General features: G+C 71.3%; 24 protein-coding genes. 14 read left to right on the top strand and 10 right to left on the bottom strand.

Annotated elements, in window-relative coordinates; all coding sequences use genetic code 11:
- Positions 1-5 precede the first annotated feature (5 nt).
- Positions 6-1,262 carry a class I SAM-dependent RNA methyltransferase gene (locus IEY82_RS17445; protein WP_189125183.1) on the top strand — a complete coding sequence of 419 codons (1,257 nt, stop codon included), beginning with the start codon at positions 6-8 and terminating at the stop codon, positions 1,260-1,262.
- 199 nt (positions 1,263-1,461) lie between these two features.
- Complete coding sequence (locus tag IEY82_RS17440) at positions 1,462-1,749, top strand: DUF4352 domain-containing protein (RefSeq protein ID WP_225263312.1); 288 nt, start codon at positions 1,462-1,464, stop codon at positions 1,747-1,749.
- Between the two features lie 97 nt (positions 1,750-1,846).
- Here IEY82_RS17440 and IEY82_RS17435 read toward each other — a convergent pair whose 3' ends face one another.
- Positions 1,847-2,197, bottom strand: a complete 351-nt coding sequence (locus IEY82_RS17435) for a hypothetical protein (RefSeq protein WP_189125181.1) — start codon at positions 2,195-2,197, stop codon at positions 1,847-1,849.
- Positions 2,194-3,243 (bottom strand): helix-turn-helix domain-containing protein, encoded by a 1,050-nt coding sequence (locus IEY82_RS17430; RefSeq protein WP_189125180.1) that lies wholly within the window; start codon positions 3,241-3,243, stop codon positions 2,194-2,196. Before IEY82_RS17430 ends, IEY82_RS17435 begins: the two co-directional genes overlap by 4 nt.
- A gap of 197 nt (positions 3,244-3,440) precedes the next feature.
- On the opposite strand from IEY82_RS17430, the gene IEY82_RS17425 reads away from it, so the two are divergent.
- Together IEY82_RS17425 and IEY82_RS17420 are read left to right on the top strand one after the other, a co-directional pair.
- A complete protein-coding gene (locus tag IEY82_RS17425) occupies positions 3,441-3,890 on the top strand; it encodes a glycine-rich domain-containing protein (protein ID WP_189125179.1) in 450 nt (149 codons plus the stop codon).
- Between the two features lie 41 nt (positions 3,891-3,931).
- Positions 3,932-4,819, top strand: a complete 888-nt coding sequence (locus IEY82_RS17420; RefSeq protein WP_189125178.1) for a phosphotransferase family protein — start codon at positions 3,932-3,934, stop codon at positions 4,817-4,819.
- Between the two features lie 151 nt (positions 4,820-4,970).
- Here IEY82_RS17420 and IEY82_RS17415 read toward each other — a convergent pair whose 3' ends face one another.
- Entirely contained in the window at positions 4,971-5,240 is a 270-nt protein-coding gene (locus IEY82_RS17415; protein ID WP_189125177.1) for a hypothetical protein, read from the bottom strand.
- Between the two features lie 11 nt (positions 5,241-5,251).
- Between IEY82_RS17415 and IEY82_RS17410 the strand changes: the two genes are divergently transcribed.
- Positions 5,252-5,422 (top strand): hypothetical protein, encoded by a 171-nt coding sequence (locus IEY82_RS17410; RefSeq protein WP_189125176.1) that lies wholly within the window; start codon positions 5,252-5,254, stop codon positions 5,420-5,422.
- Between the two features lie 343 nt (positions 5,423-5,765).
- A complete protein-coding gene (locus IEY82_RS17405; RefSeq protein WP_189125175.1) occupies positions 5,766-6,209 on the top strand; it encodes a DUF732 domain-containing protein in 444 nt (147 codons plus the stop codon).
- Between the two features lie 88 nt (positions 6,210-6,297).
- Here the strand turns inward: IEY82_RS17405 and IEY82_RS17400 are convergent, their stop codons facing one another.
- The 3 genes from IEY82_RS17400 to IEY82_RS17390 all read right to left on the bottom strand — a co-directional run bounded on the left by IEY82_RS17400 (position 6,298) and on the right by IEY82_RS17390 (position 11,279).
- Complete coding sequence (locus IEY82_RS17400) at positions 6,298-8,784, bottom strand: polynucleotide kinase-phosphatase (protein WP_189125174.1); 2,487 nt, start codon at positions 8,782-8,784, stop codon at positions 6,298-6,300.
- A complete protein-coding gene (locus tag IEY82_RS17395) occupies positions 8,768-10,300 on the bottom strand; it encodes a 3' terminal RNA ribose 2'-O-methyltransferase Hen1 (RefSeq protein WP_189125173.1) in 1,533 nt (510 codons plus the stop codon). Before IEY82_RS17395 ends, IEY82_RS17400 begins: the two co-directional genes overlap by 17 nt.
- Positions 10,301-10,364: 64 nt before the next feature.
- Positions 10,365-11,279: an LLM class F420-dependent oxidoreductase gene (locus tag IEY82_RS17390; protein WP_189125172.1), complete on the bottom strand. Its 915-nt coding sequence runs from the start codon at positions 11,277-11,279 to the stop codon at positions 10,365-10,367.
- Between the two features lie 102 nt (positions 11,280-11,381).
- Here IEY82_RS17390 and IEY82_RS17385 point away from each other — a divergent pair, with 102 nt between their 5' ends.
- The 4 genes from IEY82_RS17385 (at position 11,382) to IEY82_RS17370 (ending at position 15,671) form a co-directional block, all read left to right on the top strand.
- Positions 11,382-12,506 carry a sensor histidine kinase gene (locus IEY82_RS17385; RefSeq protein WP_189125171.1) on the top strand — a complete coding sequence of 375 codons (1,125 nt, stop codon included), beginning with the start codon at positions 11,382-11,384 and terminating at the stop codon, positions 12,504-12,506.
- Positions 12,503-13,594 (top strand): sensor histidine kinase, encoded by a 1,092-nt coding sequence (locus IEY82_RS17380; protein WP_189125170.1) that lies wholly within the window; start codon positions 12,503-12,505, stop codon positions 13,592-13,594. The genes IEY82_RS17385 and IEY82_RS17380 overlap by 4 nt, the downstream gene beginning before the upstream one ends.
- A complete protein-coding gene (locus tag IEY82_RS17375; RefSeq protein WP_189125169.1) occupies positions 13,591-14,190 on the top strand; it encodes a response regulator transcription factor in 600 nt (199 codons plus the stop codon). Before IEY82_RS17380 ends, IEY82_RS17375 begins: the two co-directional genes overlap by 4 nt.
- Before the next feature lie 80 nt (positions 14,191-14,270).
- The gene (locus tag IEY82_RS17370) at positions 14,271-15,671 is read left to right on the top strand and encodes a sugar porter family MFS transporter (protein ID WP_189125168.1); all 1,401 of its coding nucleotides are present in this window, start codon (positions 14,271-14,273) and stop codon (positions 15,669-15,671) included.
- A gap of 69 nt (positions 15,672-15,740) precedes the next feature.
- On the opposite strand, the gene IEY82_RS17365 is transcribed toward IEY82_RS17370, so the two are convergent.
- Entirely contained in the window at positions 15,741-16,238 is a 498-nt protein-coding gene (locus IEY82_RS17365; RefSeq protein ID WP_189125167.1) for a DUF1707 SHOCT-like domain-containing protein, read from the bottom strand.
- 55 nt (positions 16,239-16,293) lie between these two features.
- Positions 16,294-17,007 carry a PadR family transcriptional regulator gene (locus IEY82_RS17360; RefSeq protein ID WP_189125166.1) on the bottom strand — a complete coding sequence of 238 codons (714 nt, stop codon included), beginning with the start codon at positions 17,005-17,007 and terminating at the stop codon, positions 16,294-16,296.
- A gap of 339 nt (positions 17,008-17,346) precedes the next feature.
- Here IEY82_RS17360 and IEY82_RS17355 point away from each other — a divergent pair, with 339 nt between their 5' ends.
- Complete coding sequence (locus IEY82_RS17355) at positions 17,347-18,075, top strand: metal-dependent hydrolase (RefSeq protein ID WP_189125165.1); 729 nt, start codon at positions 17,347-17,349, stop codon at positions 18,073-18,075.
- Between the two features lie 139 nt (positions 18,076-18,214).
- A complete protein-coding gene (gene acnA / locus IEY82_RS17350; RefSeq protein ID WP_225263314.1) occupies positions 18,215-20,989 on the top strand; it encodes an aconitate hydratase AcnA in 2,775 nt (924 codons plus the stop codon).
- Positions 20,990-21,321: 332 nt separating this feature from the next.
- Here acnA and IEY82_RS17345 read toward each other — a convergent pair whose 3' ends face one another.
- Positions 21,322-22,413, bottom strand: coding sequence for a neutral zinc metallopeptidase (locus tag IEY82_RS17345; protein ID WP_225263293.1), 1,092 nt, complete (start codon positions 22,411-22,413; stop codon positions 21,322-21,324).
- 199 nt (positions 22,414-22,612) lie between these two features.
- On the opposite strand from IEY82_RS17345, the gene IEY82_RS17340 reads away from it, so the two are divergent.
- The gene (locus IEY82_RS17340; protein WP_189125163.1) at positions 22,613-23,338 is read left to right on the top strand and encodes a sulfite exporter TauE/SafE family protein; all 726 of its coding nucleotides are present in this window, start codon (positions 22,613-22,615) and stop codon (positions 23,336-23,338) included.
- Between the two features lie 78 nt (positions 23,339-23,416).
- Here the strand turns inward: IEY82_RS17340 and IEY82_RS17335 are convergent, their stop codons facing one another.
- Positions 23,417-24,070: a 4a-hydroxytetrahydrobiopterin dehydratase gene (locus tag IEY82_RS17335; protein ID WP_189125162.1), complete on the bottom strand. Its 654-nt coding sequence runs from the start codon at positions 24,068-24,070 to the stop codon at positions 23,417-23,419.
- A gap of 182 nt (positions 24,071-24,252) precedes the next feature.
- Here IEY82_RS17335 and IEY82_RS17330 point away from each other — a divergent pair, with 182 nt between their 5' ends.
- The gene (locus tag IEY82_RS17330; RefSeq protein ID WP_189125161.1) at positions 24,253-25,359 is read left to right on the top strand and encodes a sugar ABC transporter substrate-binding protein; all 1,107 of its coding nucleotides are present in this window, start codon (positions 24,253-24,255) and stop codon (positions 25,357-25,359) included.
- Positions 25,360-25,397 lie beyond the last annotated feature (38 nt).

Raw genomic sequence — 25,397 nt, 5'->3', positions numbered from 1 at the left:
AGGGTATGCGTGTGGAACAGGCATCTCTGGAGTTGACGGTGGGTCCGGTCGCACACGGCGGCTGGTGCGTGGCACGACACGAGGGCCGGGTGGTCTTCGTCCGGCACGCGTTGCCGGGTGAGCGGGTCGTCGCCGCGGTCACCGAGGAGACGACCCGGTTCCTGCGGGCCGACGCCGTGGAGATCCTGGAGCCGTCTCCCGACCGCGTGACGCCGCCCTGCCCCTACGCGGGTCCTGGCCGCTGCGGCGGCTGCGACTGGCAGCACGCCACCCTTGACGCGCAGCGCGCCCTCAAGGCCGACGTCGTGGCCGAGCAGCTGCGGCGGCTGGCGGGCATCGATCGGAAGATCGTCGTCGAGGAGGTGCCCGGCGCTCCCGGCGGGCTCGGCTGGCGCACCCGCGTGCAGTTCGCCGCCCGCCCCGGTGGTGAGCTGGGCTTCCGCAAGCACCGATCGCACGACATCCAGCCGGTCGACGCCTGTCTGATCGCCCACCCCGAGGTGGAGGCGGCCGGCGCGGAGCGGCACGAGTGGCCGGGCGCGGCCGGGGTCGAGGTGATCGCCTCCTCCGGCGGCGACCACGCCGTGGTCGTCCGGCCCCGCTCGCACCGCCCGGTGGCCGTGCCCGACCTCGACGTGCCGGCCTCGGTCCTGCTCGACCAGGGCAAAGGCCGCACGGTGCCGCGCCGGGGCTCGGGCGTGCTGCGCGAGCGGGTGGGCGACCGCGAGTTCCGGGTGTCGGGCAGCGGCTTCTGGCAGGTGCATCCCGGGGCCGCCGAGACGCTGCTCGACGCGGTCCTGGCCTACGCCGCTCCCGAGCCGGGGGAGTGGGCGCTCGACCTCTACTGCGGGGTGGGCCTGTTCGCCGCCGGGCTGGCCGAGGCCGTGGGGCCGGAGGGGGCCGTCTTCGGCCTGGAGTCCGACGCCGCGGCCGTCCGCGACGCCCGGGCCAACCTGCGCGACCTGCCTCAGGCGCGGGTGGAGCGGGGCCGGGTCGAGGAGGCGCTCGACCGGTTCCAGATCGAGCGGGCCGACCTGGTGGTGGTCGACCCGCCCCGGACCGGGCTCGGGCGCGATGTCGTGGACCGGGTGGCCTCGCTGGAGGCGCCGCGCGTCGTCTACGTCTCCTGCGACCCGGCGACGCTGGCCCGCGACCTGGCCTGGCTGGCCGAGCGCGGCTACCGCCTCGACGATCTGCGCGCCTTCGACGCCTTCCCGATGACCCACCACGTGGAGTGCGTCGCGCTGCTGGTGAGGGAGTAGATCATGGAGCTGACCTGGAGAAAGACAACAGTAGTTGTCTCACGGGTCTCAGTGTGTCTCAGGAGATCTCAAGATCATGACGCACGTGTGACGCACGATCATGAAAGCGCCCCGCCATCGAACCGGTGACGGGGCGTCGTCGCGCACGAGGCGGTCACTCGTCATCGTCAGGAGGCTCCGGCCCCACGAATGACCTCAGATTGAGTTCCTCGGCACGGACGCCCAGGGCGTGTTCCTGCTCGTGCACGTCACCGTGAAGAACATCGGCGATGAGGCCCAGGCCTTCACGAGCTCGACCCAGAAGCTGTACGCCAAGGGCAAGGAGTTCGAGGCGGACTCGGGCGCGACGATCTACTTGGAGTCCTCCAAGTCGCCGTACGAGAAGATCAACCCCGGCAACAAGGTCAACGGGATCGTGCTGTTCGACATCCCGAAGAGCGTGAAACCCGAGACGATCGAGCTGCACGGTCGGCCATCACCGCGCTGAGGGTGCGTCGGCGAACTCGCTGAGCATGTGGATCTGGCTGACCTGGTCGAGGTCGTGGATCTAGCCGCGCGCCGCCTCGCGTAGCTGCCGCTCTCCTTCAGGCGGTACTGCGCCCGCCGATATCGGTATGGGGCGGCAGGGCCCGTGCCCGCTCACGCAGATCCCGTACCGGGGCGATGTCGGCCTCACTCATGGCGTTCACCAGGGTCCGCAATCGGTCGCGGGATGTCGAGCGCAGCCGGTCCGCAGGGACCCGCTCCAGCACGTCGAGAGCCCGCCCCGCAGCGTCTCCCGGCTGCGTCGGAGCCTCCGCTTGGGCGAGGACGAGCGTCGCCGCCGTCCAGCCGGGCGTGTACGGAGTGCAGCCGGCTACGGATGCCTCCGCGCGGATAGCGGCCCGGTCGGTACGGTCGAGCGCCAGCCACGCCTCCGACTCGTGCAGCGTCAACTCGGCGAAGTCGAACCCGAACCGGCCCGGCTCCTCCTCGCTCGCGCCGAGGGCCGCGGTCGCCGCTCCGAGAGCGCGTTCCGCCTCCGTCGTGCGGCCGAGACGTGCGAGGGAGGGCAGTACCGCCCACCCCAGCAGTTGAGCTCGCACCAGCGGGGACGGGGCGCGCTCCAGCCCGGCCTGGCCGTAGATGAGCCGGAGGGCAGGTCATGGCGGGCGCGGGCGAGCATGCTTTGCGCCCCGAGCGTCCACGCGACCAGCCGGGTATCCCCGACGCGCTCGCCGAGGGATGCCGCCAGCGCGAGATGGGCGCGGGCGCCGCTCTGGTCGGCCAGATGGTAGGCGAGGTTGCCGAGCAGGCCCGATAGCCAGCCCGTCGCCCGCCGAAGGTCTCTGTGGATCCCGTCGCCGCCGGGCGCGGCCAGGGCCTCGGCGAGCATCCTGCGGGACGCATGTACCTCGTCGAACAGGTGCGATGGCGCATGGCGGCTGTAGTTGAGGGCGTAGTGCTCCACCGCTACCTCCACCAGCTCGACCACCGCGGGGTCGCCCTGCGGGGCGTCGAGCAGGGCCAGCCGCAGCGACTCGCGTACGGCTGGTAGTCCACTTGCTGACGTCATGTCCACTCCTGGCAGTAGCAGCGGCGTCCAGCACCCGAGCTGACCATATCCGCGACGGTCTCGCCCGCACACGCACCGAGACATCAGTCCCAGCGTCTCCTGGCTCGTGCCGTAGGCGCGGGCGAGCATCTCCGCATACTCGGGGCCGGGACGCTCCTGGCCGTGCTCCATGCGGCACAGCCGTGCTTCGGACAGTCCTGGCGGCCGGAGTCCCTCGCCGAAGTAGGCGGCAGCCACCTGCTCGACCACCTGCGCCCTCGACCAGCCCAACGCCAGCCGCCACGCCTCCAGCGCTGTCAACTCGGGCAGGGCGTTGCGCAGCTCGGTGACGATCCGCTCCGTCGTGTGGCCGGCACGCTGAGCTCGCATCCGGATGGTCGTCGCCTCGCGCTGGATCTGGGCACGCCTTGACCTGGTGATCCCCATCGGACGCCTCCACGGCTCGCGAACACCGGTGGCTGCACCGTAGCCGACCCGGCACTTACCGTGCAGGCCACACCGATGTGATTGACGCCAGACCCTCAATGACCGTCGAGCCACCCGGCAATGACCCCGAGCCCGGTCTGCAGCCATCGTGAGAGCAAGCCTCCCAACCCGGGAGGCAGGACCGTTCGGAGGACGACATGACCATCACGGTCGAACGCCCCACCGCCAACGCCCGCACCCTCATCACCCCTCAACTGCTCGGTCGGCTCGTCGCGCGCATCCGCGCCGACCACCCCCAGCACGCCCACCAGGCCGACCAGATCATGGAGCAGGCTTTGGCGTTCCTCGCCACCTGCGCCGCCAACCCCGACGCCCGCCTCGGCCCGAGCGAGTTGGTCGACATCGGCTGGCACACGTTCATCCTGTACACCAAGGAGTACGCCGAGTTCTGCTTCCGGGCCGCGGGTAGGTTCATCCACCATCAGCCCGACGACGCCCCCGGCGAGTCGGCCGGCGGCGGACCGGCCGCCACCATGACCGCCATGAAGCGTGCCGGCTACCGGGTCGACCTGACGCTGTGGCCGCACAGCGCCAAGTGCAACCAGAAGTGCAGCCAGTGCCACGAAGGCTGCGTCGACAGCACCTGAGATAGCTTCCGGCCAGGCAGGAGCGGCGTACAGTGCCAAGGATGACGGGACACCGATGGGACGACCTGCCCGCAGAGGTACGTGACGCCATCGGGGAGGCGACCGGCCCGATCAGGACGGTCACGCCCGTGCCGGCCGGTCTCACCGCAGGCCTCGCTGCCCGCCTCGACACCGCGGCGGGACCGCTGTTCGTGAAGGCCCTGCCCGACGACGTGCCGTCCGCCCGGCTCTACCAGCGGGAGCGCCTCGTCGGCGCCGCCCTACCTGAGAGTGTGCCCGCCCCACGCATGCTGTGGAGCGGGCACACCGCCGGTTGGGTGGCCTTGGTCTTCGGCTACGTCGCAGCCATCCGCGACGTGAACCTCGGACCCGACTCGCCCGACCTGGCCGGGGCCCTCGACCTCGTGCAGGTGCTCGGCCAGGAACTCACCCCGGCCCCCGGCGCCGACGTGCCGCCTGTCGGCGACAACGTCGAGTTCCTCCGGAAGCGCGCGGACGCCCTGCTCGCAAACCCTCCCGCAGACCTGGAAGCGCTCGCCGCCTACCGTCACGCCCGTGCCTGCCTCGACCTCGACGCCCTCGCCGGCGACACGCTGCTGCACGCCGACCTCCATGCAGGCAACCTGCTCGCCACTGCGGGCGGCGTGCGGGTCCTCGACTGGGGGCTGGCCTGCGAGGGCGCCGCGTGGGTCGAGACTGCCCTGTTCGTCCCGAGGCTGATCCTCGCCGGGCACACGCCGGAGCGGGCCGAATCACTTGCCGCCCAGGTGCTCGCCTTCAAGAGCGCCCCAGAGGACGCAGTGACCGGGCTCGCTGCGGTCTGGTCGCTGTTCCGCGAGTTCGTCGCCCGCAACGGCCCCGCAGAAATCCGGGCGTCGCGGGCTCGCGCAGCCACCGCCGGCCGGGCATGGGTCGAGTACCGGGCCTGATCCCAGGCACGACGAAGAAGCCCTGCCCACCCTCCGAAGAGAGTGGGCGGGGCTTCTCGCATCCCCTGTCACAGGGCTTGTCGGGAGTCCCGAACCTAAGAAACCCGCGCGGGGAAGACCAGACCGTCCCTCGAGGACACGGGACGGCGACTCAGGAATGCGACCCCGGTGGGTACGACGACGTGGCCGGCCCCGGCGACACATTCGAGCGGAGTACCAGACCGAGCACCGCCGACACGAGCATCACAAACGCGCCCGTCTGCACCTCCGTCAGCGGCAGCCCGAACGACGCCATCCCTGTCAGCGCGGTGGACAGGGCGCCGGTGAGGGCCGACACGACGAACGGCCGGGTGAGCACCGCCACGAGCAGCGCGATCACGCCGTTGGCGGCCAGCTTCTGGCTCTGCTGGAACGTCTTCACGAGGAGCTGCATTGCTGTCGGGGGCGAACTGGCGGGTCGTCTGGTACGAGGCGATCGACGCTGCGAACGTGAAGATCGAGGAGGCGAATCGCGGGTTGCCGAAGGAGCGGCGGGGCGATCCGGTGCCACGTTACGACCCGCATGACTGTCGTCATACGGCGGCCAGCTGGCTGGTGCAGTAGGGTGTCGATCTGTACTGAGTCAAGGACCTGCTTGGTCACGCTGCGTATCAGACGACTCTGTGGTATACGCATCTCGCTCCGGACGCGCATGGAGAGGTTGAGGCGGCGTGGTTGAAGATCGACGCGCACCAGGAGCGCACGAAGCCTGATAGTGGATCGGTAATCCGGATCCGACCTGGGCGAAGTGAATTCCATGTGTTCCCGATGACCCACCACGTGGAGTGCGTCGCGCTGCTGGTCAGAGGCTAGCTCTCGGGGGTTTGTCCGGCCCGGAAGGGCTTTTTCGGGCGTCCGTACGCGTGAGAACCGGATGATTCGCCCATGAGGGCGTACGGTGCGCAGCATGGGTCCCCAGCGCTCACCGGAGCACCGATCGTCCACGAGCCGCCGGCTTCGGCGGGGCCCGCTGGTGTGGGTGTCCCTCACGGGCATCGTGGTGGCCGGGGTGGCCGCCGCGCTGATCCTGGCCCTGGGCACCGCACCGCCGTTCTCCGGGACGAGTGACCGGCTGCCCGGGGCGGCGTCCGGAATGGTGAGCGGGACACCGGATCCGAGCGGGGAGCAGTGGTCGGAGTTCCTGGCCCGGCTGGACGGGATCGCCCCGTGGCTGGTGGCCGAGGAGCCGCGCACGCTGACGCGGGCCCGCGCCACCTGCCTGGAGCTCGTCCAGGGAGTGCCGGAGACCGAGGTGGTCAGCAACGCCCAGGAGCGTTTCACCGACGTGACCCGCCACCAGGCCGGCCAGATCGTCACCGCCGTCAGGGCTTGGTGCGCCAAGGGAAGCTGACGCGTCGGCCCGGCAGGTATGGGAGGCTGACGCGTCGGCCCGGCGGGAGTGGGGGAGCTGACGTGTCGGCCGGCGGGAGTGAGGGCGGTCAGAGCCTGGGGTCGACCGGCTCGGACTCCAGGGCGAGCACCGCGAAGACCGGCTCGTGCACGCGCCAGCCCGGATCGCCGTCGGCCAGCCGGGACAGGGCCTCCAGGCCCAGCGCGTGCTCGCGCAGCGCCATCGACCGCTTCTTGCCGAGGAAGCGCCTGCGCAGCACGTCCAGCGACTCGGTGTAGTCGGGCCCGTAGATGATGCGCAGGTACTCGCGGCCCCGCACCTTGACGCCCGGCTGCACCCGGCCCGGCGTGTGGACGGCGGGCTTGACCACCATGCCCTCGCCGCCGGCCGCCGTCAGCGCCTCCCACCAGGCCACCGCCCCGGCACGGGACTCCGCGGAGTCCAGCGAGACGAACACGTGACGGGTCGGGGTGATCAGCGGCGAGTCGAGCAGCGCCAGCGTCGACAGGTGCCAGGCGTGCGGCTCCAGCGCCGTCGCCCGCCCCTCGCAGGCCAGGATCTGGAACGGCGCCAGCCGCACGCCGTCGAGACCGTCGACCGGCCAGCAGTAACGCGCGTAGGCGTCACGGAACAGCGCCGCGTTGCCGGCCCGGCGGCGGGTGCGGTCGAGCAGTCCGCCCACGTCCAGCCCGCGCCCGGCCGCAGCCTCCAGGGCGGACACCGCCTCGGGCAGCGCCGCCCGGGCCGCCGCCCCCACCGAGGCGTACTGGGCCCTGATCAGCTCGCCCGCCTTGGCCGACCAGGGCAGCAGCTCGCAGTCGAGCGCCACCCAGTCCGAGCCGAGCGCCGTCCACAGTGGCTCGCACGCCTCCCGGAGGCCGTCGACCAGGGGCGCCAGGTCGCCGAAGAACGGCCGTCCGGTGCGGGTGTAGACGGTGCCCGAGCCGCCGTCCGTGACGCCGAACCGAGCCGCCGCGACCTCCGGCGTACGGGCCAGCACGGCGACGGCCCGCGAGCCCATGTGCTTCTCCTCGCACACGACCTCGGTCACGCCGGCGGCGGCGAACTCCTCGAACGCCTCGTGCGGGTGCTCCAGGAAGCCGTCCAGCCGGGACGTCTCCGGCGGCGCCATGGTCGGCGGCAGGTAGACCAGCCAGCGCGGGTCCACCGCGAACCGGCTCATCACCTCCAGCGCGGCGGCCGCGTTCTCCTCCAGCACCTTGACCCGCGTGCCGAAGCGGGTCTCGACGTGCCTGGTGCCCTGTACGTCGCCGATGTCCAGCATGGCGGGATCGCGGGCGGGGCCGCCGAGCGGCTTGACCGACGCGTACCAGACCTGCTCGGCCGGCACCTGGACGAGCTCGCGCTCGGGGTAGCGCAGCGCGGTCAGCGAGCCGCCGAACACGCAGCCGGTGTCGAGGCAGATCGTGTTGTTGACCCATTCGGGGTGGACCGTGGGCGTGTGGCCGTAGACGACCATGGCCCGGCCGCGGTACTCCTCGGCCCACGGGTAGCGGACCGGCAGGCCGTACTCGTCGGTCTCGCCGGTGGTGTCGCCGTACAGGGCGAAGGCGCGGACCCGGCCGGAGGCGCGCCCGTGGTAGGCCTCCTTGAGGCCGGCGTGCGCGACGACCAGCCGGCCGCCGTCGAGCCGGTAGTGGCTGATGAGGCCGTCCATGAACGCGCGGGCCCGCTCGGCGAACTCCGGCGGCCCGGCGCCGAGCTGGTCGAGCGACTCCCGCAGGCCGTGCGTGGTCTTGACGGCCCGGCCGTTCAGCGCGCGCACCAGCTTCTGCTCGTGGTTGCCCGCCACGCAGATCGCGGCGCCCGCCTCGACCATGCCCATGACCAGCCGCAGCACGCCCGGCGTGTCGGGGCCGCGGTCGACCAGGTCGCCGACGAACACCGCCGTCCTGGCCTCGGGGTGACGGGCGGACACCGCCTGGCCGCCGACCCGCTCGATGACCCAGCCGAGCCGCCGCAGCAGTGATTCCAGCTCGGCGCGGCAGCCGTGGACGTCGCCGATGATGTCGAACGGTCCCGTCAGGTCACGCCTGTCGGTCCAGGCCTTCTCGTACGAGACCGTGGCGTCGTCGATCGCGTCGAGACCGCGCAGCACGTGCACCTTGCGGAACCCGTCGCGGGAGATCTTGCCGAGGGAGCGGCGCAGGTCCTTGCGCTGCCGGATCACCACGCCCGCCCCGAAGTCGCGCTCGGGACGCGCGGCGTTGCGCCGGATCGCCACCTCCTCCGGCACGTCGAGCACGATGGCGTCGGCCAGCACGTCGTGCCGCCGGGCCAGGTCGATGAGCGCCTTGCGGGCGGCATACTGCACGTTCGTGGCGTCGACCACGGTGAGCAGGCCGCGCGACAGGCGGGTGCCGACGATGTGGTGCAGCAGCTCGAACGCCGCCGGGGTGGCCGACTGGTCGTTCTCGTCGTCGGACACCAGGCCGCGGCAGAAGTCGGAGGAGATGACCTGGGTCGGCCTGAAGTGCCGGGCGGCGAACGTCGACTTTCCGCTGCCCGAGACACCGACGAGCACCACGAGCGAGAGCTCAGGAACGCTGATCACGGGTGAACACTCCCATCTGGGTGGGCGGGCCGACCTCGGGGTCCTCCTCGCCCACGGGCCGGAGGGTGACGCGGTAGCCGTGTTCGCCCGCCACTCGGGCGGCCCAGCCGGCGAACTCGGCGCGGGTCCACTCGAAGCGGTGGTCGGGGTGGCGCAGCCCGGTCAGGAACTCGTAGCGCACGTTGTACTCGATGTTGGGAGTGGTGACGATCACGTGCTCCGGCCGGGCGTGCCCGAACACGACCCGTTCCAGCGCGGCCAGGCGTGGCGGGTCGACGTGCTCGACGACCTCCATGAGCACGGCCGCGTCGTAGCCGGACAGCCGCTTGTCGGTGTAGGTGAGCGCGCCCTGGAACAGGGTCAGCCGGGCCCGCTTGCTGTCGGGCATCCGCTCCGGCCGCAGCTTGCGCGCCGCGATGGTCAGCGCCATCGCCGACACGTCCATCCCGGCCACCCGGGCGAACCTGGGGGTGGCCAGCAGCGCGCCGACCAGCGCGCCCTGCCCGCAGCCCAGGTCGATCACGCTCACCGCGCCGAGGTCCTCCAGCGTCCGCAGCACGGCCTCCCGCCGCTGGACCGCGAGCGGCCGCGCCTTCGGCTCCGCCTCGCCGTCCCCTGCGTCGCCGGTTCCGCGGTCCGGAACCTCGCCGTCCCGGGGCCCGTCGTCCGGGCGGTCCCGGGCCGGCCACGATCCGGCTGCCGCGGCCAGCTCGTCGGCCGCGGTCTCGCCCGCGGCGGGCTCCTCGGCGACCGCGGGCTCCAGCCGCTCCTCGGGCTCGTCGCCCAGCTCGGCGAGCCGGGCCAGCGCGGTGCGCGCGAGCGCCCACCGGCGGCCCAGGTAGCGGCGGCTGATCAGGCCGCGCTCGGGATGCCCGCGCAGCCATCCCCCGCCCGCCCGGACCAGCTTGTCGACCTCGTCGGGCGCGATCCAGTAGTGCTTGGCGTCGTCGAGCACCGGCAGCAGCACGTACAGGTGGTTGAGCGCGTCGGCCAGCCGGACGGTCCCGCTGAGCGACAGGCGGACGTAACGCGAGTCGCCCCACTCGGGGAACCCCTCGTCGAGGGGTACGGCCTGCGCGGACACCGTCCAGCCGAGTGGCTCGAACAGCCGTCCGGCCAGCTCGGGCCCGCCACGGCAGGGCAGCGCGGGCAGCCCGATCTCCAGCGGCAGCGGGGTGCCGGGCAGCTCCGGCCTGGCCGCGCACCGCCCCGCCCGCGCCGTCCGGAAGACGTCGGCCAGGGCCACCGCCAGCAGGGAGGAGGCGGCGTAGGGCCGGTCGTTGACGTACTGCGACAGGCTGAAGTCGGGCGAGCCCTTGCCGCGTGACCTGGCCAGCGCGATCGGGTCGACGTCCAGCAGCAGCGCCGCGGTGCAGCGCCGCTCGCCCGCCTCGGGGTAGAACACCGTCGCCGTGCCGAACGACTGGCCGAACTCCTGCACCCGGTCGGGATGTTTGTGCAGGAGGAAGCCCAGGTCGGTCGCCGGACGAGCAGTGGTGGAGATCGTCAGCAGCACGGGCCAAGTGTGGCGTAGCACGACAAAGCGGTGCTACTCGATTAGTCAGCCGTACGGCAGCCCGTCAGACGTACGGCAGCACCTCAGCCGCGATCAGCTCCAGCTGGTCGAGATCGGCCAGATCCATCATCTGGAGGTAGATCCGCTCGGCGCCCAGCTTCGCGAGCGCGCCGATCTTCTCCAGCACCTCCGCCGGAGTGCCCGCCAGCCCGTTGGCCCGCAGCTCGTCGAGACCGGTGCCGATGGCGGCCGCCCGGCGCTCTAGCTCGGCCCGGTCGCTGCCCACGCACACGGTCTGGGCCGCCGAGTAGACCAGGGCGCGGCCGGTGGCCTCGGCCGCCTGACGGACCCGCTGGAAGGCCTCGCCCGTGTCGGACAGGGAGTGGAACGGCACGTTGTACTCGTCGGCGAAGGTCGCCGCGAGCCGCGGCGTCCGCCTGGCGCCGAAGCCGCCGATGATGATCGGCGGGTGTGGCCGCTGGACCGGCTTCGGCAGCGCGGGCGAGTCGGCCAGCCGGTAGTGCGCGCCCTCGAACGAGTAGGACGAGCCCGCCGTCCACAGCCCCAGGACGATCTCCAGCTGCTCCTCGAACCGGGCGAACCGCTCGCCGACCGGCGGGAACGGGATGCCGTAGGCGGTGTGCTCGCCCTCGAACCAGCCCGTTCCGAAGCCCAGCTCCACCCGGCCGCCGCTCATCTGGTCGACCTGGGCGACGCCGATCGCCAGCGGGCCGGGCAGCCGGAACGTGGCCGGCGACACGAGCGTGCCCAGCCTGATCGTGGACGTCTCCCTGGCCAGCGCCCCCAGCGTGATCCAGGCGTCGGTGGACCCGGGCCCAGGGTCGCCGGGCCCGATGCGCTGGTAGTGGTCGGACCGGAAGAAGGCGTCGAACCCCAGCCGCTCGGCGGCCTGGGCGACGGTGAGGAGATCGTCGTAGGTGGCGCCCTGCTGGGGCTCGGTGAAGATCCGCAACTTCATGCCGCCATTATCTGACATCGGCCGAACGGCCCCTCTGGCGCACGTCCGGCTGAACTATAGGATTCCGGGGCAACGGGTTCTTTGTGGTGAGAGGGAGGGACGGTGGCGGCCCGCCCGGAGACGGCGAGAAGGATCCTCCTTTACTGGATGGACGGCGTGGTCGTCCTGCTCGCGCTCTCCTTAGGCGGCCTCCTGGTGATCCTCGGCGTCGAGGGGAGTCTGTCCGCGACGCGCGCCCTGGCCGCCGGGGCCTGCCTGCTGGGCGTCTTCGTTCCGTTCCCGTACCTGCTCAGGGTCGCCTTCGACGGCCGGCCGCGCCCCACCGTGTGGCTGGTCCTCACCGGGATGGCGGCGCTCGGAGCGGTGCTGCTCATACCCCCCTCGTCGGACGGCGGCCTGGGTGAGGGCTCGTGGTCGATGGTCGCGTTCCTGTGGCTGTCGGCCGTGGTCCTGTTCCAGCCGCTTTGGGCGGCGCTCTGCACGAGCGCCGCCGTGATCCTGCTCACCAGCGCCGGCGTCGCCGTGATCACCGGGCAGCCGTGGCAGGTGGTGCTGCCCGTCCAGGCGGTGAGCGCCGGGACGATGGCCGCCGCCATGTGGCTGTGGCGGTGGCTGTGGTGGACGATCCGCGACGCCCACGAGAGCCAGGAGGCCAAGGCCGGCCTGGCCGTCGCGGAGGAGCGGCTGCGCTTCGCCCGCGACCTGCACGACCTGCTCGGGCACAGCCTGTCGGTCATCACGCTGAAGAGCGAGCTGGCGGCCAAGCTCGCCACCAAGGACCCCGGCCGGGCGGCCCGGGAGATGGCCGACGTACGCCGCCTGGCCGGCGAGTCGCTCACCGAGGTCCAGCTGGCCGTGGACGGCTACCACGGGCTCGACCTGCACGAGGAGCTCGACGGCGTGCGCGCCGCGCTGGAGGCGGCGGGCACCCGCTGCACGGTCGAGGCCAGGACCGACGGCCTGTCACCCGGCGCCCGCGCGCTGCTCGCGTGGGTGGTGCGCGAGGGCGCCACCAACGTGCTCAAGCACAGTGCCGCCACGCGGTGCGCGATCGTCATCGACGGCGGCGTGCTGGAGATGCGCAACGACGGGGTGCACGGCTCCCTGGCCGGGGGCGGCACCGGGCTGCGCGGGCTCTGCGAGCGGATGACCGCCGTGGGCGGCTCTCTGTCGGCGGGGCCCACCTCCACCGGCGAGTTCCTGCTGCGGGCGGTGGTGCCCGCATGAGAAGACGCGCGACCAAGCTGGACAAGATCCGGTGGCTCATCGTCTACTCCACCGACATCATCCACCTGGCGGCCCTGATCGGCCTGGCCGAGCTGTACCTCCGGTGGCGTCTCGGCCTGCCCGGATGGGCGGCCGGCGGCGCGGCCGTCCTGCTGGCCGTGCTGGTCGCGCTGGCCGCCCGGTCGTTCCGGATCGCGGTCAGGGGCGGCTCGCGTCCCACGGTCCTGCTGGCCGTGACCGGGGTCATCGCGCTGCCGCTGTCGGCGATCCCGGTCGTCTGGGCGCCCGTGCTGTGGGTGGCGATGCTGACGCCGTTCGGGCGGCGGCGCACCGTCACGCTCGCCGCCGTCGGGTCGGTCCTGGCGGTCAACGGCTACGTGGCGCTGGTCAGCGGCTGGTCGTGGGCGCTCTTCGCGTTCCAGGCGCTGCTGACGGCGCTCGTCGTGGGCTGCGTCCTGGCCAACCTGTGGCTCTGGCGGGTGGCCAAGGAGGCGCACGAGGGGCAGGAGGCCAAGGCCAGGCTGGCCGTGTCGGAGGAGCGGCTGAGGTTCGCCCGCGACCTCAACGACCTGCTCGGGCAGAGCCTCGCCGACATCTCCGCCAGGACGGCGGGCGCGCAGGAGGCGCTGGAGACCGATCCGGCGGCGGCCGGGCGTGAGATGTTCGAGGTCCGCGACCTGACCAGGCAGGCGCTGCGCGAGGTGCGCGCCACCGTGCAGAGCTACCGGGCGCTGGACCTCGACGAGGTCCTGTCCAGCGTGCGCGCGGTGCTGGAGGCGGCGGACGTGAGCTGTACCGTGCGCGCCGACACGGCCGCGCTGAGCGCCGAGACCCGCACGCTGCTGGCCACCATCGTGCGCGAGGGCGCGACCAACGTGCTCAAGCACAGCGAGGCGGGGCACTGCACGATCACGATCACGGATGGGGTGCTGGAGATGTCCAACGACGGGGTGAACGGGCCGGTGGGCGACCACGCCCCCAACGGGCTCGGCGGGCTGGCCGGGCGGGTCCGGGCGGCGGGCGGCACGCTGACCGCCGCGCCCACCGCGGAGGGTTCCTACCTGCTCAGAGCGGCGGTACGGGCGTGACGACGCGGGTGCTGCTGGCCGACGACGAGCACCTGATCCGCGGCGCCCTCGCCGCCCTGCTCAACCTGGAGGACGGCATCGACGTGGTGGCGCAGGTGGGCCGGGGCGACGAGGTGCTGGCCGCGGTCACCGAGCACCGGCCCGACGTGGCGGTGCTCGACATCGAGATGCCCGGCATGGACGGCCTGAGCGCGGCCGAGCAGATCAGCTCCCAGTGCAAGATCGTGATTCTGACCAGCCTCGGCCGTCCCGGCTACCTGCGCCGGGCGATGGCGGCGGGCGTGAGCGGGTTCCTGGGCAAGGACGCCTCGGCCGAGGAGCTGGCCATGGCGATCCGCAAGGTCCAGGCGGGCGGCCGCTACCTCGACGCGGAGCTGGCCGCGGCGGCCATGGCGGCCGGTGACAGCCCGCTCACCGAGCGGGAACGCGACGCCCTGCGGCTGGCCGGCGACGGGGCCACGATCGCCAGGATCGCGGCCGAGCTGCACCTGACGGAGGGCACCGTACGCAACTACCTGTCCAGCGCGATGACCAAGCTGGGTGCCCAGAACCGGCTCGAAGCCATTCGCACCGCCCAGCGGATGGGTTGGCTTTGATCTGATTCCTTCAAGTTTGTGTAAGTGCAGCCGTACCCCCTTGACCTGCGGGTATCTCCCGGGCCTGAAGGGGGGCCGGCATGGCGACTCACGACGCCCATCAAGAGCACCTGGGCCACATCGTCTTCATCACGGCGGCCGCGGCGATCGGCGGGTTCCTGTTCGGCTATGACAGCGCCGTCATCAACGGCGCCGTGGTCGGCATCCAGAAGTACTTCGCGGTGGGCGCCGTCGAGATCGGGCTCGTGGTCGCGATCGCGCTGCTCGGCTCCGCCATCGGCGCCTGGGTGGGCGGCGGGCTGGCCGACCGGCTGGGCCGTACCAGGACGATGCAGGTGGCGGCGATCGTGTTCGCCATCAGCTCGATCGGGCAGATGCTGCCGTTCGCCATCTGGGACCTCGCCCTCTGGCGCATCATCGCGGGCGTCGCGATTGGGATGGCCTCGGTGCTCGGGCCCACCTACATCGCCGAGGTCTCGCCGCCCGCCTACCGCGGGCGGCTGGGCTCGTTCCAGCAGCTCGCGATCGTGCTCGGCATCGCCGTGTCCCAGCTGGTCAACTACGCGATCGCGCGGCTGGCCGGCGGGAACGTCAACAACGAGGTGTGGGGGTTGCAGGCCTGGCAGTGGATGCTGGGCGCGTGTGTCGTGCCGGCCCTGCTCTACCTGCTGTTCGCCCTGACGATCCCCGAGTCGCCCCGATACCTGATCATGGCCGGTCGTCCCAGGCAGGCCCGCAGGGTGCTGGCCGAGGTCGAGGGCTCCGAGGTGGACCTGGACGCCCGGGTGGCCGAGATCCAGCACGTGCTCCAGACCGAGCGCAGGCCGACGATGAGGGACCTGCGCGGGCCGCGGCTGGGGCTGCGGGGCATCGTGTGGATCGGCATCGCCCTGTCGGCGTTCCAGCAGCTCGTCGGCATCAATGTGATCTTCTACTACTCGTCCGTCCTCTGGCAGTCGGTGGGCATCACGCAGAGCAACTCGCTGCTGATCAGTTTCTCCAGCTCGGTCATCAACATCGTCGGCACGTTCATCGCGATCTCGCTGGTCGACAAGATCGGGCGCAAGCCACTGCTGCTCATCGGCTCGGCCGGCATGGCCGTCTCGCTGGGCACCGCCGCCTGGGCGTTCAGCACCGCCGAGAAGATCGGGAACACGGTCACCCTGCCGAGCCCGCAGGGCATGATCGCGCTCATCGCCGCGAACACGTTCGTGCTGTTCTTCGCTCTGTCGTGGGGTGTGGTGGTCTGGGTGCTGTTGGGGGAGATGTTCCCCAACCGGATCCGTGCCGCCGCGCTCGGTGTGGCCGCGTCCGCGCAGTGGATCGCCAACTGGGCGGTCACCGTGTCGTTCCCGGCCCTCTCGGAGTGGAACCTGCCGGCCACCTACGCCGGGTACGCCTGCTTCGCCACGCTGTCCTTCCTCTTCGTCGTCAAATGGGTCAAGGAAACGAAGGGCCGCAAGCTGGAGGAGATGGGCTGACCCACCGCCGAGTGGGACGCCTGAGCGGGACACCGACGGCCCGGCCCCGGCGTCGATGCGCGGGCGGGGTCAGGGACGGCGGTGGGCGCGCCGGCGGATCGCGCTGACGATCATCGACCCGACCCAGATGAAGAGCACCACCTTGAGCAGCCCCCAGCCGCCGAAGATCAGCCCCACGATCCCGATCACGAACAGGATCGGCAGGAAGGGCCCCGGCCCGGGGTGATGGTGATGCGACCGGTGGGGCCACTGGCGCCACTCACGCCGCAGGTCGCGGTGGGCCTGCCCCATGGACTGCATCTGCGCCCGCTGCGCCTCCGTGGCCGCGTGCCAGTCGTCCGGCCCCGGTACGGCGGGGCCGGGGTGCAACCGCGGGCCCGCCGCGCCGGGGCCGGGCAGGTCGGCCGTCACCCGGGCCAGCTCGCCGGCGGTCCGCGCGGTGAGGGCCTGGTCGAGGCGCTGGTCCAGCTCCTCGTGATCGAGGCGGCCCTGCGCGAAGTGCTCACGCAGGGCGGTCATCGTGTGCTCGCGTTCGGCGTCGCCGATGCGGAGGTCGCGGGGATCCATGACAGGGGGCTCCTTCTCTCCGAGCCGGCTTCTCGCTGCGGCGCCGGTCATGAGGTCACTCCTCACCCGGATCGCCGTCGGCCAGGATCTGGTAGAGCTTGCGCCGGGTCTCAACAAGAGTCTTACGCGCTTCGCGGATCTGCGCATCGCTCCCGGTCTGCAGAACCTGCATGAGCGCGAACGCCGACTGGCGGGTGAGGTCCCACATGTCGGCTGTGTTCTCGTCGATGTCGGGACGCATCTCGTCCCACGGGGCGCGCACCTCGTCGGGGTGCGCGTCGATGTAGGCGCGGCCCTCGTCCGTGAGGCGGAAGGTCTTGCGGCCCTCGTTCTCCTGCGCGACGACCAGGCCCTCGTCCGTGAGCTGCTGCAACGCCGGGTAGACGGCGCCCGGACTGGGCTTCCAGCCGCCCTCGCTGCGCTCGGCGATCTCCTGGATGATCTGGTAGCCGTTGCGCGGCTGCTCGGCGAGCAGCGCCAGGATCGCGGCGCGGACGTCGCCCCGCTTGGCCTTCCGGCCGCGGCCGCCCCAGCCGCCCCGGTGCTGGCCCCACGGTGCGCCGGGCCCCCACGGCCCACGCCCGAACTCGGGAGGGAACGGGCGCCTGCCCCGGTGTCTCTCCTCGTGCGGTCCCTGGTGGTGGTGGTGATGGTGGCGGTGCCCGCCCTGCTGCCAGGCGCCGGCCATGGCCCTCATCGCGTCACGCGCCGCGCGCTTGAACTCGCGGGCGTCGGGCCACTGCCCGCCCGCCGCCTGTGCTGAGGTCATGATGGTTCCTCCTTCTGACTGTTCTAGATGCTTCAAAGATATATCGACAACATGTCGTAGGCAACGCTTGGCGCGAAGTGAGACAGATCACGAAAAAGTTGCGGAATCGGGGAACAGGATGCCGGGCGGCCTCGTTGTTCAGAGCAGACGAGGTCGTTCCGCGTCGGCAGGGCTGGGGGGTGCTGTCGCCGTGGAGACGACCTCGTCTGCGTTTCACCGGTACGTCGTTTCGCGGGTACGTTCGTTTCACGGGTACGTCGCCGACCGGCCCGGACGGCCGTCGAGGCGGGTGGGACGCGGCCGACGCGGGGCCACGGGCTTTGCCGTACAGTCCGGATCATGATGGGTCACACGCACGCGATGACGGGAGCCATCGCCTGGCTGGGGCTCGCGCCGGGGCTCGCGGCGCTGCCGATGGTCATGGAGTCCAGCCGGTTCATCGAGACCGGGATCATGGCGGGCGCGTTAGGCCCGTCCGAGCTCGTCGCCGGGGCGATCGTCTGCGCGGGCGCGGCGATGCTGCCCGACCTCGACCATCCCAGCGCGACGATCGCGCAGACCTTCGGTCCGGTCACCTGGATGCTGAGCAAGGCGGTCAACTGGCTGGGCGGCGGTCACCGGGGGGCCACCCACTCGCTGGCCTTCGCGGTCGCGATGGGGTTGGGCGCCCACTGGCTGGCCGGCACCTATCCGCTCGGCCGCGCCATCATGGTCGTGCTGCTCATCGGGCTGGCGCTGCGCGCCATCGGCGTCGGCATCCCCGGCAACAAGATGGGGTCGGCCCTGGTCAACATCGGGCTCACGGCCGGGCTCTACGCGGTGTTCCTCTCCCAGGGGGTGGGCTACGCCTGGCTGGGCCTGGCGGTGGGGATCGGCTGCCTGATCCACGTCGTGGGCGACTGCATGACCGAGCGCGGCTGCCCGGTGCTCTGGCCGCTGTCGGTGAAGTTCCTGCTGCCGTGGAAGATCGGCATCAAGACGGGCCGGAAGTTCGAGCAGAAGATCCTCGCCCCGTTGCTGTCCATCGCCATCGTCGGCCTGCTGTTCGTCCGCCTCGGACCGGTTTAAGTTGATGTCGAGATACTTTTCCGGATATCTTGATGTCGAGACATCCGCCGCGGCCTGTGGAGTTAGGGTCACCTAACGTACTGATCGCTTCCTCCGTGCGGCAGGATTCAAAGGAGCAACCGTCTATGGAGGAGGGCGAATCACCGTGTCCGCGAACAGCTTCGGCAGCCGTGACACGCTGCGCGTCGGCGACGCGTCATATGAGATTTTCCGGCTGGACGCCGTCGAGGGTGCTGCCCGCCTCCCGTACAGCCTGAAGATCCTGCTGGAAAACCTCCTCCGCACCGAGGACGGCGCCAACATCACCGCCGACCACATCCGCGCCGTGGGCGGCTGGGACCCTGAGGCCGCGCCGAGCGTGGAGATCCAGTTCACCCCGGCCCGCGTCATCATGCAGGACTTCACCGGCGTGCCCTGCGTCGTCGACCTGGCCACCATGCGCGAGGCCGTACGCGACCTGGGCGGCGACCCGGCCCGCATCAACCCGCTGGCCCCGGCCGAGATGGTCATCGACCACTCGGTCATCGTCGACTACTTCGGTCACCCCGACGCCTTCCAGCGCAACGTCGAGCGCGAGTACGAACGCAACCGCGAGCGCTACCAGTTCCTGCGCTGGGGCCAGACGGCCTTCGACGAGTTCAAGGTGGTGCCGCCCGGCACCGGCATCGTGCACCAGGTCAACATCGAGCACCTGGCCCGCGTGGTGATGACCCGCGACGGCAAGGCCTACCCCGACACCTGCGTCGGCACCGACTCCCACACCACGATGGAGAACGGCATCGGCGTGCTCGGCTGGGGCGTCGGCGGCATCGAGGCCGAGGCCGCGATGCTCGGCCAGCCGATCTCCATGCTGATCCCGCGCGTGGTCGGCTTCAAGCTCAACGGCAAGCTGCCCGCCGGGGCCACCGCCACCGACCTCGTGCTGACGATCACCGAGATCCTGCGCAAGCACGGCGTGGTGGGCAAGTTCGTCGAGTTCTACGGCGAGGGCGTCTCGTCCGTGCCGCTGGCCGACCGGGCCACCATCGGCAACATGAGCCCCGAGTTCGGCTCCACCTGCGCCATCTTCCCGATCGACGGCCAGACCGTCGACTACCTCCGGCTGACCGGCCGCTCCGAGGAGCAGATCGCGCTCGTCGAGGCCTACGCCAAGGCCCAGGGCCTCTGGCTCGACCCGTCGGCGCCCGAGCCGGTGTTCTCCGAATACATCGAGCTCGACCTCGGCACCATCGTCCCGTCGATCGCCGGCCCCAAGCGCCCGCAGGACCGCATCGAGATCTCCGACGCCAAGCGGGCCTGGCGCGCGGCCGTCAAGGACTACGCCCCGACCGTCCTCGGCCCGGCCGACGAGGCGTCCGAGGAGTCCTTCCCGGCGTCCGACTCCCCGGCCATCAGCCACGGCGGCAACGGCGACCAGCCGCACGCCCCCGAGCTCGACGGCTCGCGTCCGCACAAGAAGGTGCGGGTCACGCTGGCCGACGGCACCTCCTTCGAGATCGACCACGGCATCGTCTCCATCGCCGCGATCACCTCGTGCACCAACACCTCCAACCCGTACGTCATGCTCGGCGCCGCCCTGCTGGCCCGCAACGCCGTGGAGAAGGGCCTGACCCGCAAGCCGTGGGTCAAGACCTCGCTGGCGCCCGGCTCGCAGGTCGTCACCGGCTACTTCGAGCGCTCAGGGCTCCAGCCCTACCTCGACAAGATCGGCTTCAACCTCGTCGGCTACGGCTGCACCACCTGCATCGGCAACTCCGGGCCGCTGATCCCGGAGATCTCCGAGGCGATCCAGGCCAACGACCTCGCGGTCACCGCCGTGCTGTCCGGCAACCGCAACTTCGAGGGCCGCATCAACCCCGACGTGAAGATGAACTACCTGGCCTCGCCGCCGCTCGTGGTGGCCTACGCGCTGGCCGGCACCATGGACATCGACCTCGACACCGAGCCGCTCGGCGTCGGCGCCGACGGCGAGCCGGTGTTCCTGCGCGACATCTGGCCGGCGCCCGAGGAGATCTCGGCCGTGGTCAACTCCTCGATCGGGCGCGACATGTTCGAGCGTGACTACGCCGACGTGTTCAAGGGCGACGACCACTGGCGGTCGCTGCCCATCCCGACGGGCGACACCTTCGAGTGGGACCCCGACTCGACCTACGTCCGCAAGGCCCCCTACTTCGAGGGCATGCCGTCGTCCCCCGAGCCGGTGTCCGACATCTCCGGCGCGCGGGTGCTGGTCAAGGTGGGAGACTCGGTCACCACCGACCACATCTCGCCGGCCGGCTCGATCAAGGTCGGCACCCCCGCCGCCCAGTACCTCCAGGCGCACGGGGTCGAGGTCCGCGACTTCAACTCCTACGGCTCGCGGCGCGGCAACCACGAGGTGATGATCCGGGGCACCTTCGCCAACATCCGCCTGCGCAACCAGATCGCGCCGGGCACCGAGGGCGGCTACACCCGCGACTTCACCCAGCCCGACGGCCCGGTGTCGTTCATCTACGACGCCTCGGTCAACTACGCCTCGGCGGGCACGCCGCTGGTGGTGCTGGCGGGCAAGGAGTACGGCTCCGGCTCGTCGCGTGACTGGGCGGCCAAGGGCACCGCGCTGCTCGGCGTCCGCGCCGTCATCGCCGAGTCCTACGAGCGCATCCACCGCTCCAACCTGATCGGCATGGGCGTGCTGCCGCTGCAGTACCCCGAGGGCGTCACGGCCGAGTCGCTCGGGCTGACCGGCGAGGAGACGTTCGACTTCACCGGGGTCGAGGAGCTCAACAAGGGCGGCATCCCGTCGACCGTGCACGTCAAGGCCGGCGACGTCGAGTTCGACGCGGTGGTGCGCATCGACACGCCCGGCGAGGCCGACTACTACCGGCACGGCGGCATCATGCAGTACGTCCTGCGTTCGCTGCTCGCCAAGTAGGTCACACGTCCCGCCTCCGTCGCCCGGCCATCAGCCGGACGGCGGCGGCGGGTGCCCGCCCGCCTCACCGGCGGCGCGGGAGGGCGCGATCCTCACGCGCCCGTCTCGGGGGAACCACCCGACCACCGGAGGCCGCCTCGTCGCCGCACCCATGCGCGAGGCGGCTTCCGGGCATCCCGGGCCTTTCCCAAGCCGGTCATGGGCCCCATTTCCGGAGCCGGGCAGGAGCTCTGGTTCGCGGCGTCCGTCAGGCCCCCATCCCGGAGCCGGGCAGGAGCTCTGGTTCGTGGATCCGTCAGCGGCCTGATGCCCGGGCGACTCGGTCGCCGAGGTCAGGAGACCCGGGAGGGGGCCGCCCTCCAGGTGTCGCAGGCCGCGGGGGAGACCGCGGTGAAGCCGCGCTTGAGCCAGTAGGCCCGGTTGCCTCCCGTGCCGTGACTGCGGCGGTCGTCGTCGTCACCGGTCGCTCTGGTCGCCTCCACCACGGCGGCCCAGTCGTCCTGGCTCCGCGACAGCGATCCCCAAACACTGCCGATGAACACCCCGGACAGACAGTCGGCCTGGAGCTCGTAGCGGCGGCCCAGCTCGGCCTGGCGCGCGTGGTCGGCGCGGATCCGGGCCTCGTAGTGGCGCCTGATGCCGGTCAGGCTCTGCACGTGGTGAGCGTACTCGTGGGCGGCCACCTTGAGCGGATAGAGGTCGGTGCGGCCCTCGATCCAGTCGCCGGTGAGCAGGAAGACCAGGGTGCCCCGCTCGGTGCAGTAGAAGGCGGAGGCGCCGGAGGGCCAGCGGACGCCGCACACCCGCTGCTCGGGCTCGTCGTAGAACCGCACGGTGGGCTTCCGGAACGCCAGCCCGGCCCTGGCGAAGTGCGCGGACCACGACTTGTCCAGGCATTTCGCGATCACTCCAAAGTACTCCCGTGCTCGCGGCACGTTGCCCCACACGAGCGGCGGCTCCGGGCACGCTCGGGCGGCCAGCCTGCCGCTCCGCGCCAGCCGGGCGGGCGCTCCCGGCCCGGCTCCGCGGGGAGGGGAGAGCGAGGTTGCGCCGCCACGCGCGGCCGGCCTCGTGGCAGCCCGCCTGGACGAGGCCGCGGTGTGCCGTACGGGCGGCATGGCCTCGGCGACGGTGGCCGGCCCGCCGGCGGATCGAGGCGACGCCTCGGCGGGGTTCGGAGGCAGGGCGAGGCAGGTGGCGCTCAGCGCGAACACCGACGCCGAGAGCGCCGCGCGGCCCCGAGGGCTGGCGCGTTGACGCCTGGAGGGGGCAGGCGCGGTGTGATCGGGTTCGGTGCGATCGAGCCCTGAGCGATCGAGCCCTGAGCGGGCGCGTCCGGGGCGGGCGTGCGCCGCAGGAGTGCGCGGGGCGGGAGAGGGCTTCGCGTCGGCCGAAACGGCCTCGGCCGGGGAGCGGAAGAGCACGATCAAGGAGCTTAGAGCAGTGGGGTGCCGCGGTCGTGGTCAGCGGCACGATCACCTTGACAGCGGTCGCGGTGTTGAAGTCGTCGCCGACGACGAGCACGGGCCTTCGGTAGCCCTGCTCGCGGCCGGTCGGCCTACATCACCCCGTCACGCTCGCATGTGTAAGGGCAACGGAGGGTAAGGGTGATTGACTCGCCCTATGAATCCTGAGGCACTTGTGCTGATCGTCGGTGGGCTGGCGGTATTCGTGGGCGCGGTGGTGCAGGGCAGCGTGGGATTCGGGCTGGGGCTGGTGGGAGCGCCCGTGCTGACCCTGCTCGATCCGGCCGTGATGCCCGGCGCGATCCAGGTGGTCAACCTGACGTTGCCGCTGTTCACGCTGGCCGTGGAGTGGCGGCGGGTCGACTGGCGCGGGGTGGGCTTCGGGATGCTCGGGCGGCTGCCCGGTAGCGTCATCGGCGGCGTCATCGTGGTCTACATATCCGTCTACACCTTAGGCGTCTTCGTCGGTGTCATGGTGCTCGTCGCCGTGGGGCTGACCGCGCGGGCGCTGAGCGTGCCGCGCAACGGAGTGACGGTCACCGCGGCCGGGTTCGTGTCCGGCATCACCGGCACCGCCACCGGCATCGGCGGGCCGCCCATCGCGCTGGTCTACCAGAGCGCCAAGGGGGCGCAGATCAGGGCCACGCTGGCGATGTTCTTCTTCCTGAGCGCCGCGCAGTCGCTGGTCATCCTGGCCGTCGTCGACCGGCTTCCGGCGCGGGCGCTGACGACGGGCGCGACCCTCATCGTGCCGATGATCCTCGGGTTCCTGGTCTCCGGGCCGCTGCGGAGATATCTGGACGGGGGCAGGGTGCGGGCCGCCATCCTGCTGGTGGCCGCGATCTCGGCCCTGGTCCTCATCATCCAGAGTCTTGCCGCGTGACCGGTGCGAAGGCGCGCCTCGGCGGCCGGCACGAGACTCGGCGACCGCCGACGGGCCGCCCGCGAGCGTCGGCCGAGGTCAGTCGCGGCCCTGCCAGGTGCACAGGCAGGCCCGGTTGCCCTCGGGGTCGGCGAGCACCCAGAAGCTCGGCGCCTCCGCGTCGCTGACCAGCGTGCCGCCGGCGGCGAGCGCCGCGGCGATGCGTGGCTCCACCTGCGCGGGATCCAGCCAGATGTCGAGATGCCAGCGCTGGCGGGGCTCCCCGCCGCCGGAGGTCTGGAACCACACGGTCGGCAGGACACCGGCCGGGTCGCGAACCTCGTCGCCGGAGCCGGGGCCGGACAGGTGCTCCATCGCCAGCACCGCGGCCCAGAACGGTGCGATCACGTCTGGGCCCGGGGTGTCGAGGGCGAGTTCGAGCCGGGAGATGCCGGAGGACTCCAGCCGCACCCCGGCGTCGGCGGCGACGGCGGAGATGGCACGGGCGAGCAGGATGTCACGCTCTGTGACCGCGTGCTCGTCGTGGCCGCTCAACCGAACGTCCACGTGGGTGTGGCGCAGGGTGAGCTCGGGATGATGGTTCATCTCCTCGGCCACCGCGCCGATGGCGTTGACGACCGAGAGCCCGGTCGCGAAGTCCTTGGTGTGGATGCGGGCCTGCAGGCCGCCGAGCAGGTAGGCCCACCCGTCCAGCCGCTCGGCCTCAATCTGTTGTCCGGTCAGCTTGCTCACAGGGCATCTTCGCACGGGAGGACGTGACGACGAGCACCGGTCGCCCGGCCCGCACGTTTCTGGATTGTTACCCGGAACAACAAATCGTGCGCATCAGGGGTCTTCCAAAGCAGGCCGTACCAGGAATACGTTGCCGCAAACAACATTCATCCGGGTGCCTCCGGAAGAAAGGACCCTGCACCATGCGCATGGGGATCCTCAGCCTGACCGCCGCAGCCGCCGCGCTCGCCCTCGGTCTCACCGCCTGCGGGGGCGACAGCGGTCAGACCGGCGCCACTTCGACGGCAGAGAGTTCACAGAAGGCCGGGAAGATCGGCGTCATCCTGCCCGACAGCAAATCCTCGGCCCGCTGGGAGACAGCGGACCGCAAATACCTGGAAGAGGCGTTCAAGGCCGCGGGCGTGGCCTACGACATCCAGAACGCGCAGAACGACAAGACCGCGTTCCAGACCATCGCCGACCAGATGATGACCAACGGCGCCACCGTGCTGATGATCGTCAACCTGGACAGCGGCACCGGCAAGTCCGTCATCGAGAAGGCCAAGTCGCGAGGCGTGGCGACCATCGACTACGACCGGCTGACCCTGGGCGGCGGCGCCGCCTTCTACGTCAGCTTCGACAACACCAAGGTCGGCACCCTGCAGGGTGAGGGCCTGAGCAAGTGCCTGGCCGACAAGAAGGCCGACAAGCCGATCGTGGCCTACCTCAACGGCTCTCCCACCGACAACAACGCCACCCTGTTCAAGCAGGGCTACGACGGCGTGCTCAAGCCGAAGTTCGACGCCGGCGAGTACGTCAAGGGCCCCGACCAGGCCGTCCCCGAATGGGACAACACCCAGGCCGGCACGATCTTCGAGCAGATGCTCACCACCGAGCCCAAGATCGCCGGTGTGCTGGCGGCCAACGACGGCCTCGGCAACGCCGCCATCACCGTGCTGAAGAAGAACAACCTCAACGGCAAGGTGCCGGTCACCGGCCAGGACGCCACCGTCCAGGGCCTGCAGAACATCCTCGCGGGCGACCAGTGCATGACCGTCTACAAGGCCGTCAAGAAGGAGGCCGACGCGGCGGCCAAGCTCGCGGTCGCGCTGGCCAAGGGCGAGAAGCCGACGGCGAGCGGCAGCGTCAAGGACCCGGAGAGCGGCCAGGACGTCCCGTCCGAGCTGCTCGACCCGCAGGCCATCACGTTCGAGAACGTCAAGGACGTCGTGGCCGACGGTTACGTCGCCAAGGAGGACCTGTGCACCGGTGACTTCGCCGCCAAGTGCACCGAGGCCGGCATCCAGTAACCGGCGTCCAGTAACAGAGCGGAACAGGGCACGGCCCA

The sequence above is a fragment of the Nonomuraea cavernae genome, assembly GCF_014646355.1.
GTDB lineage: Bacteria > Actinomycetota > Actinomycetes > Streptosporangiales > Streptosporangiaceae > Nonomuraea > Nonomuraea cavernae.
Note: the sequence above shows the minus strand (reverse complement) of the source record. Positions and strands in the feature narration are given on the sequence as shown.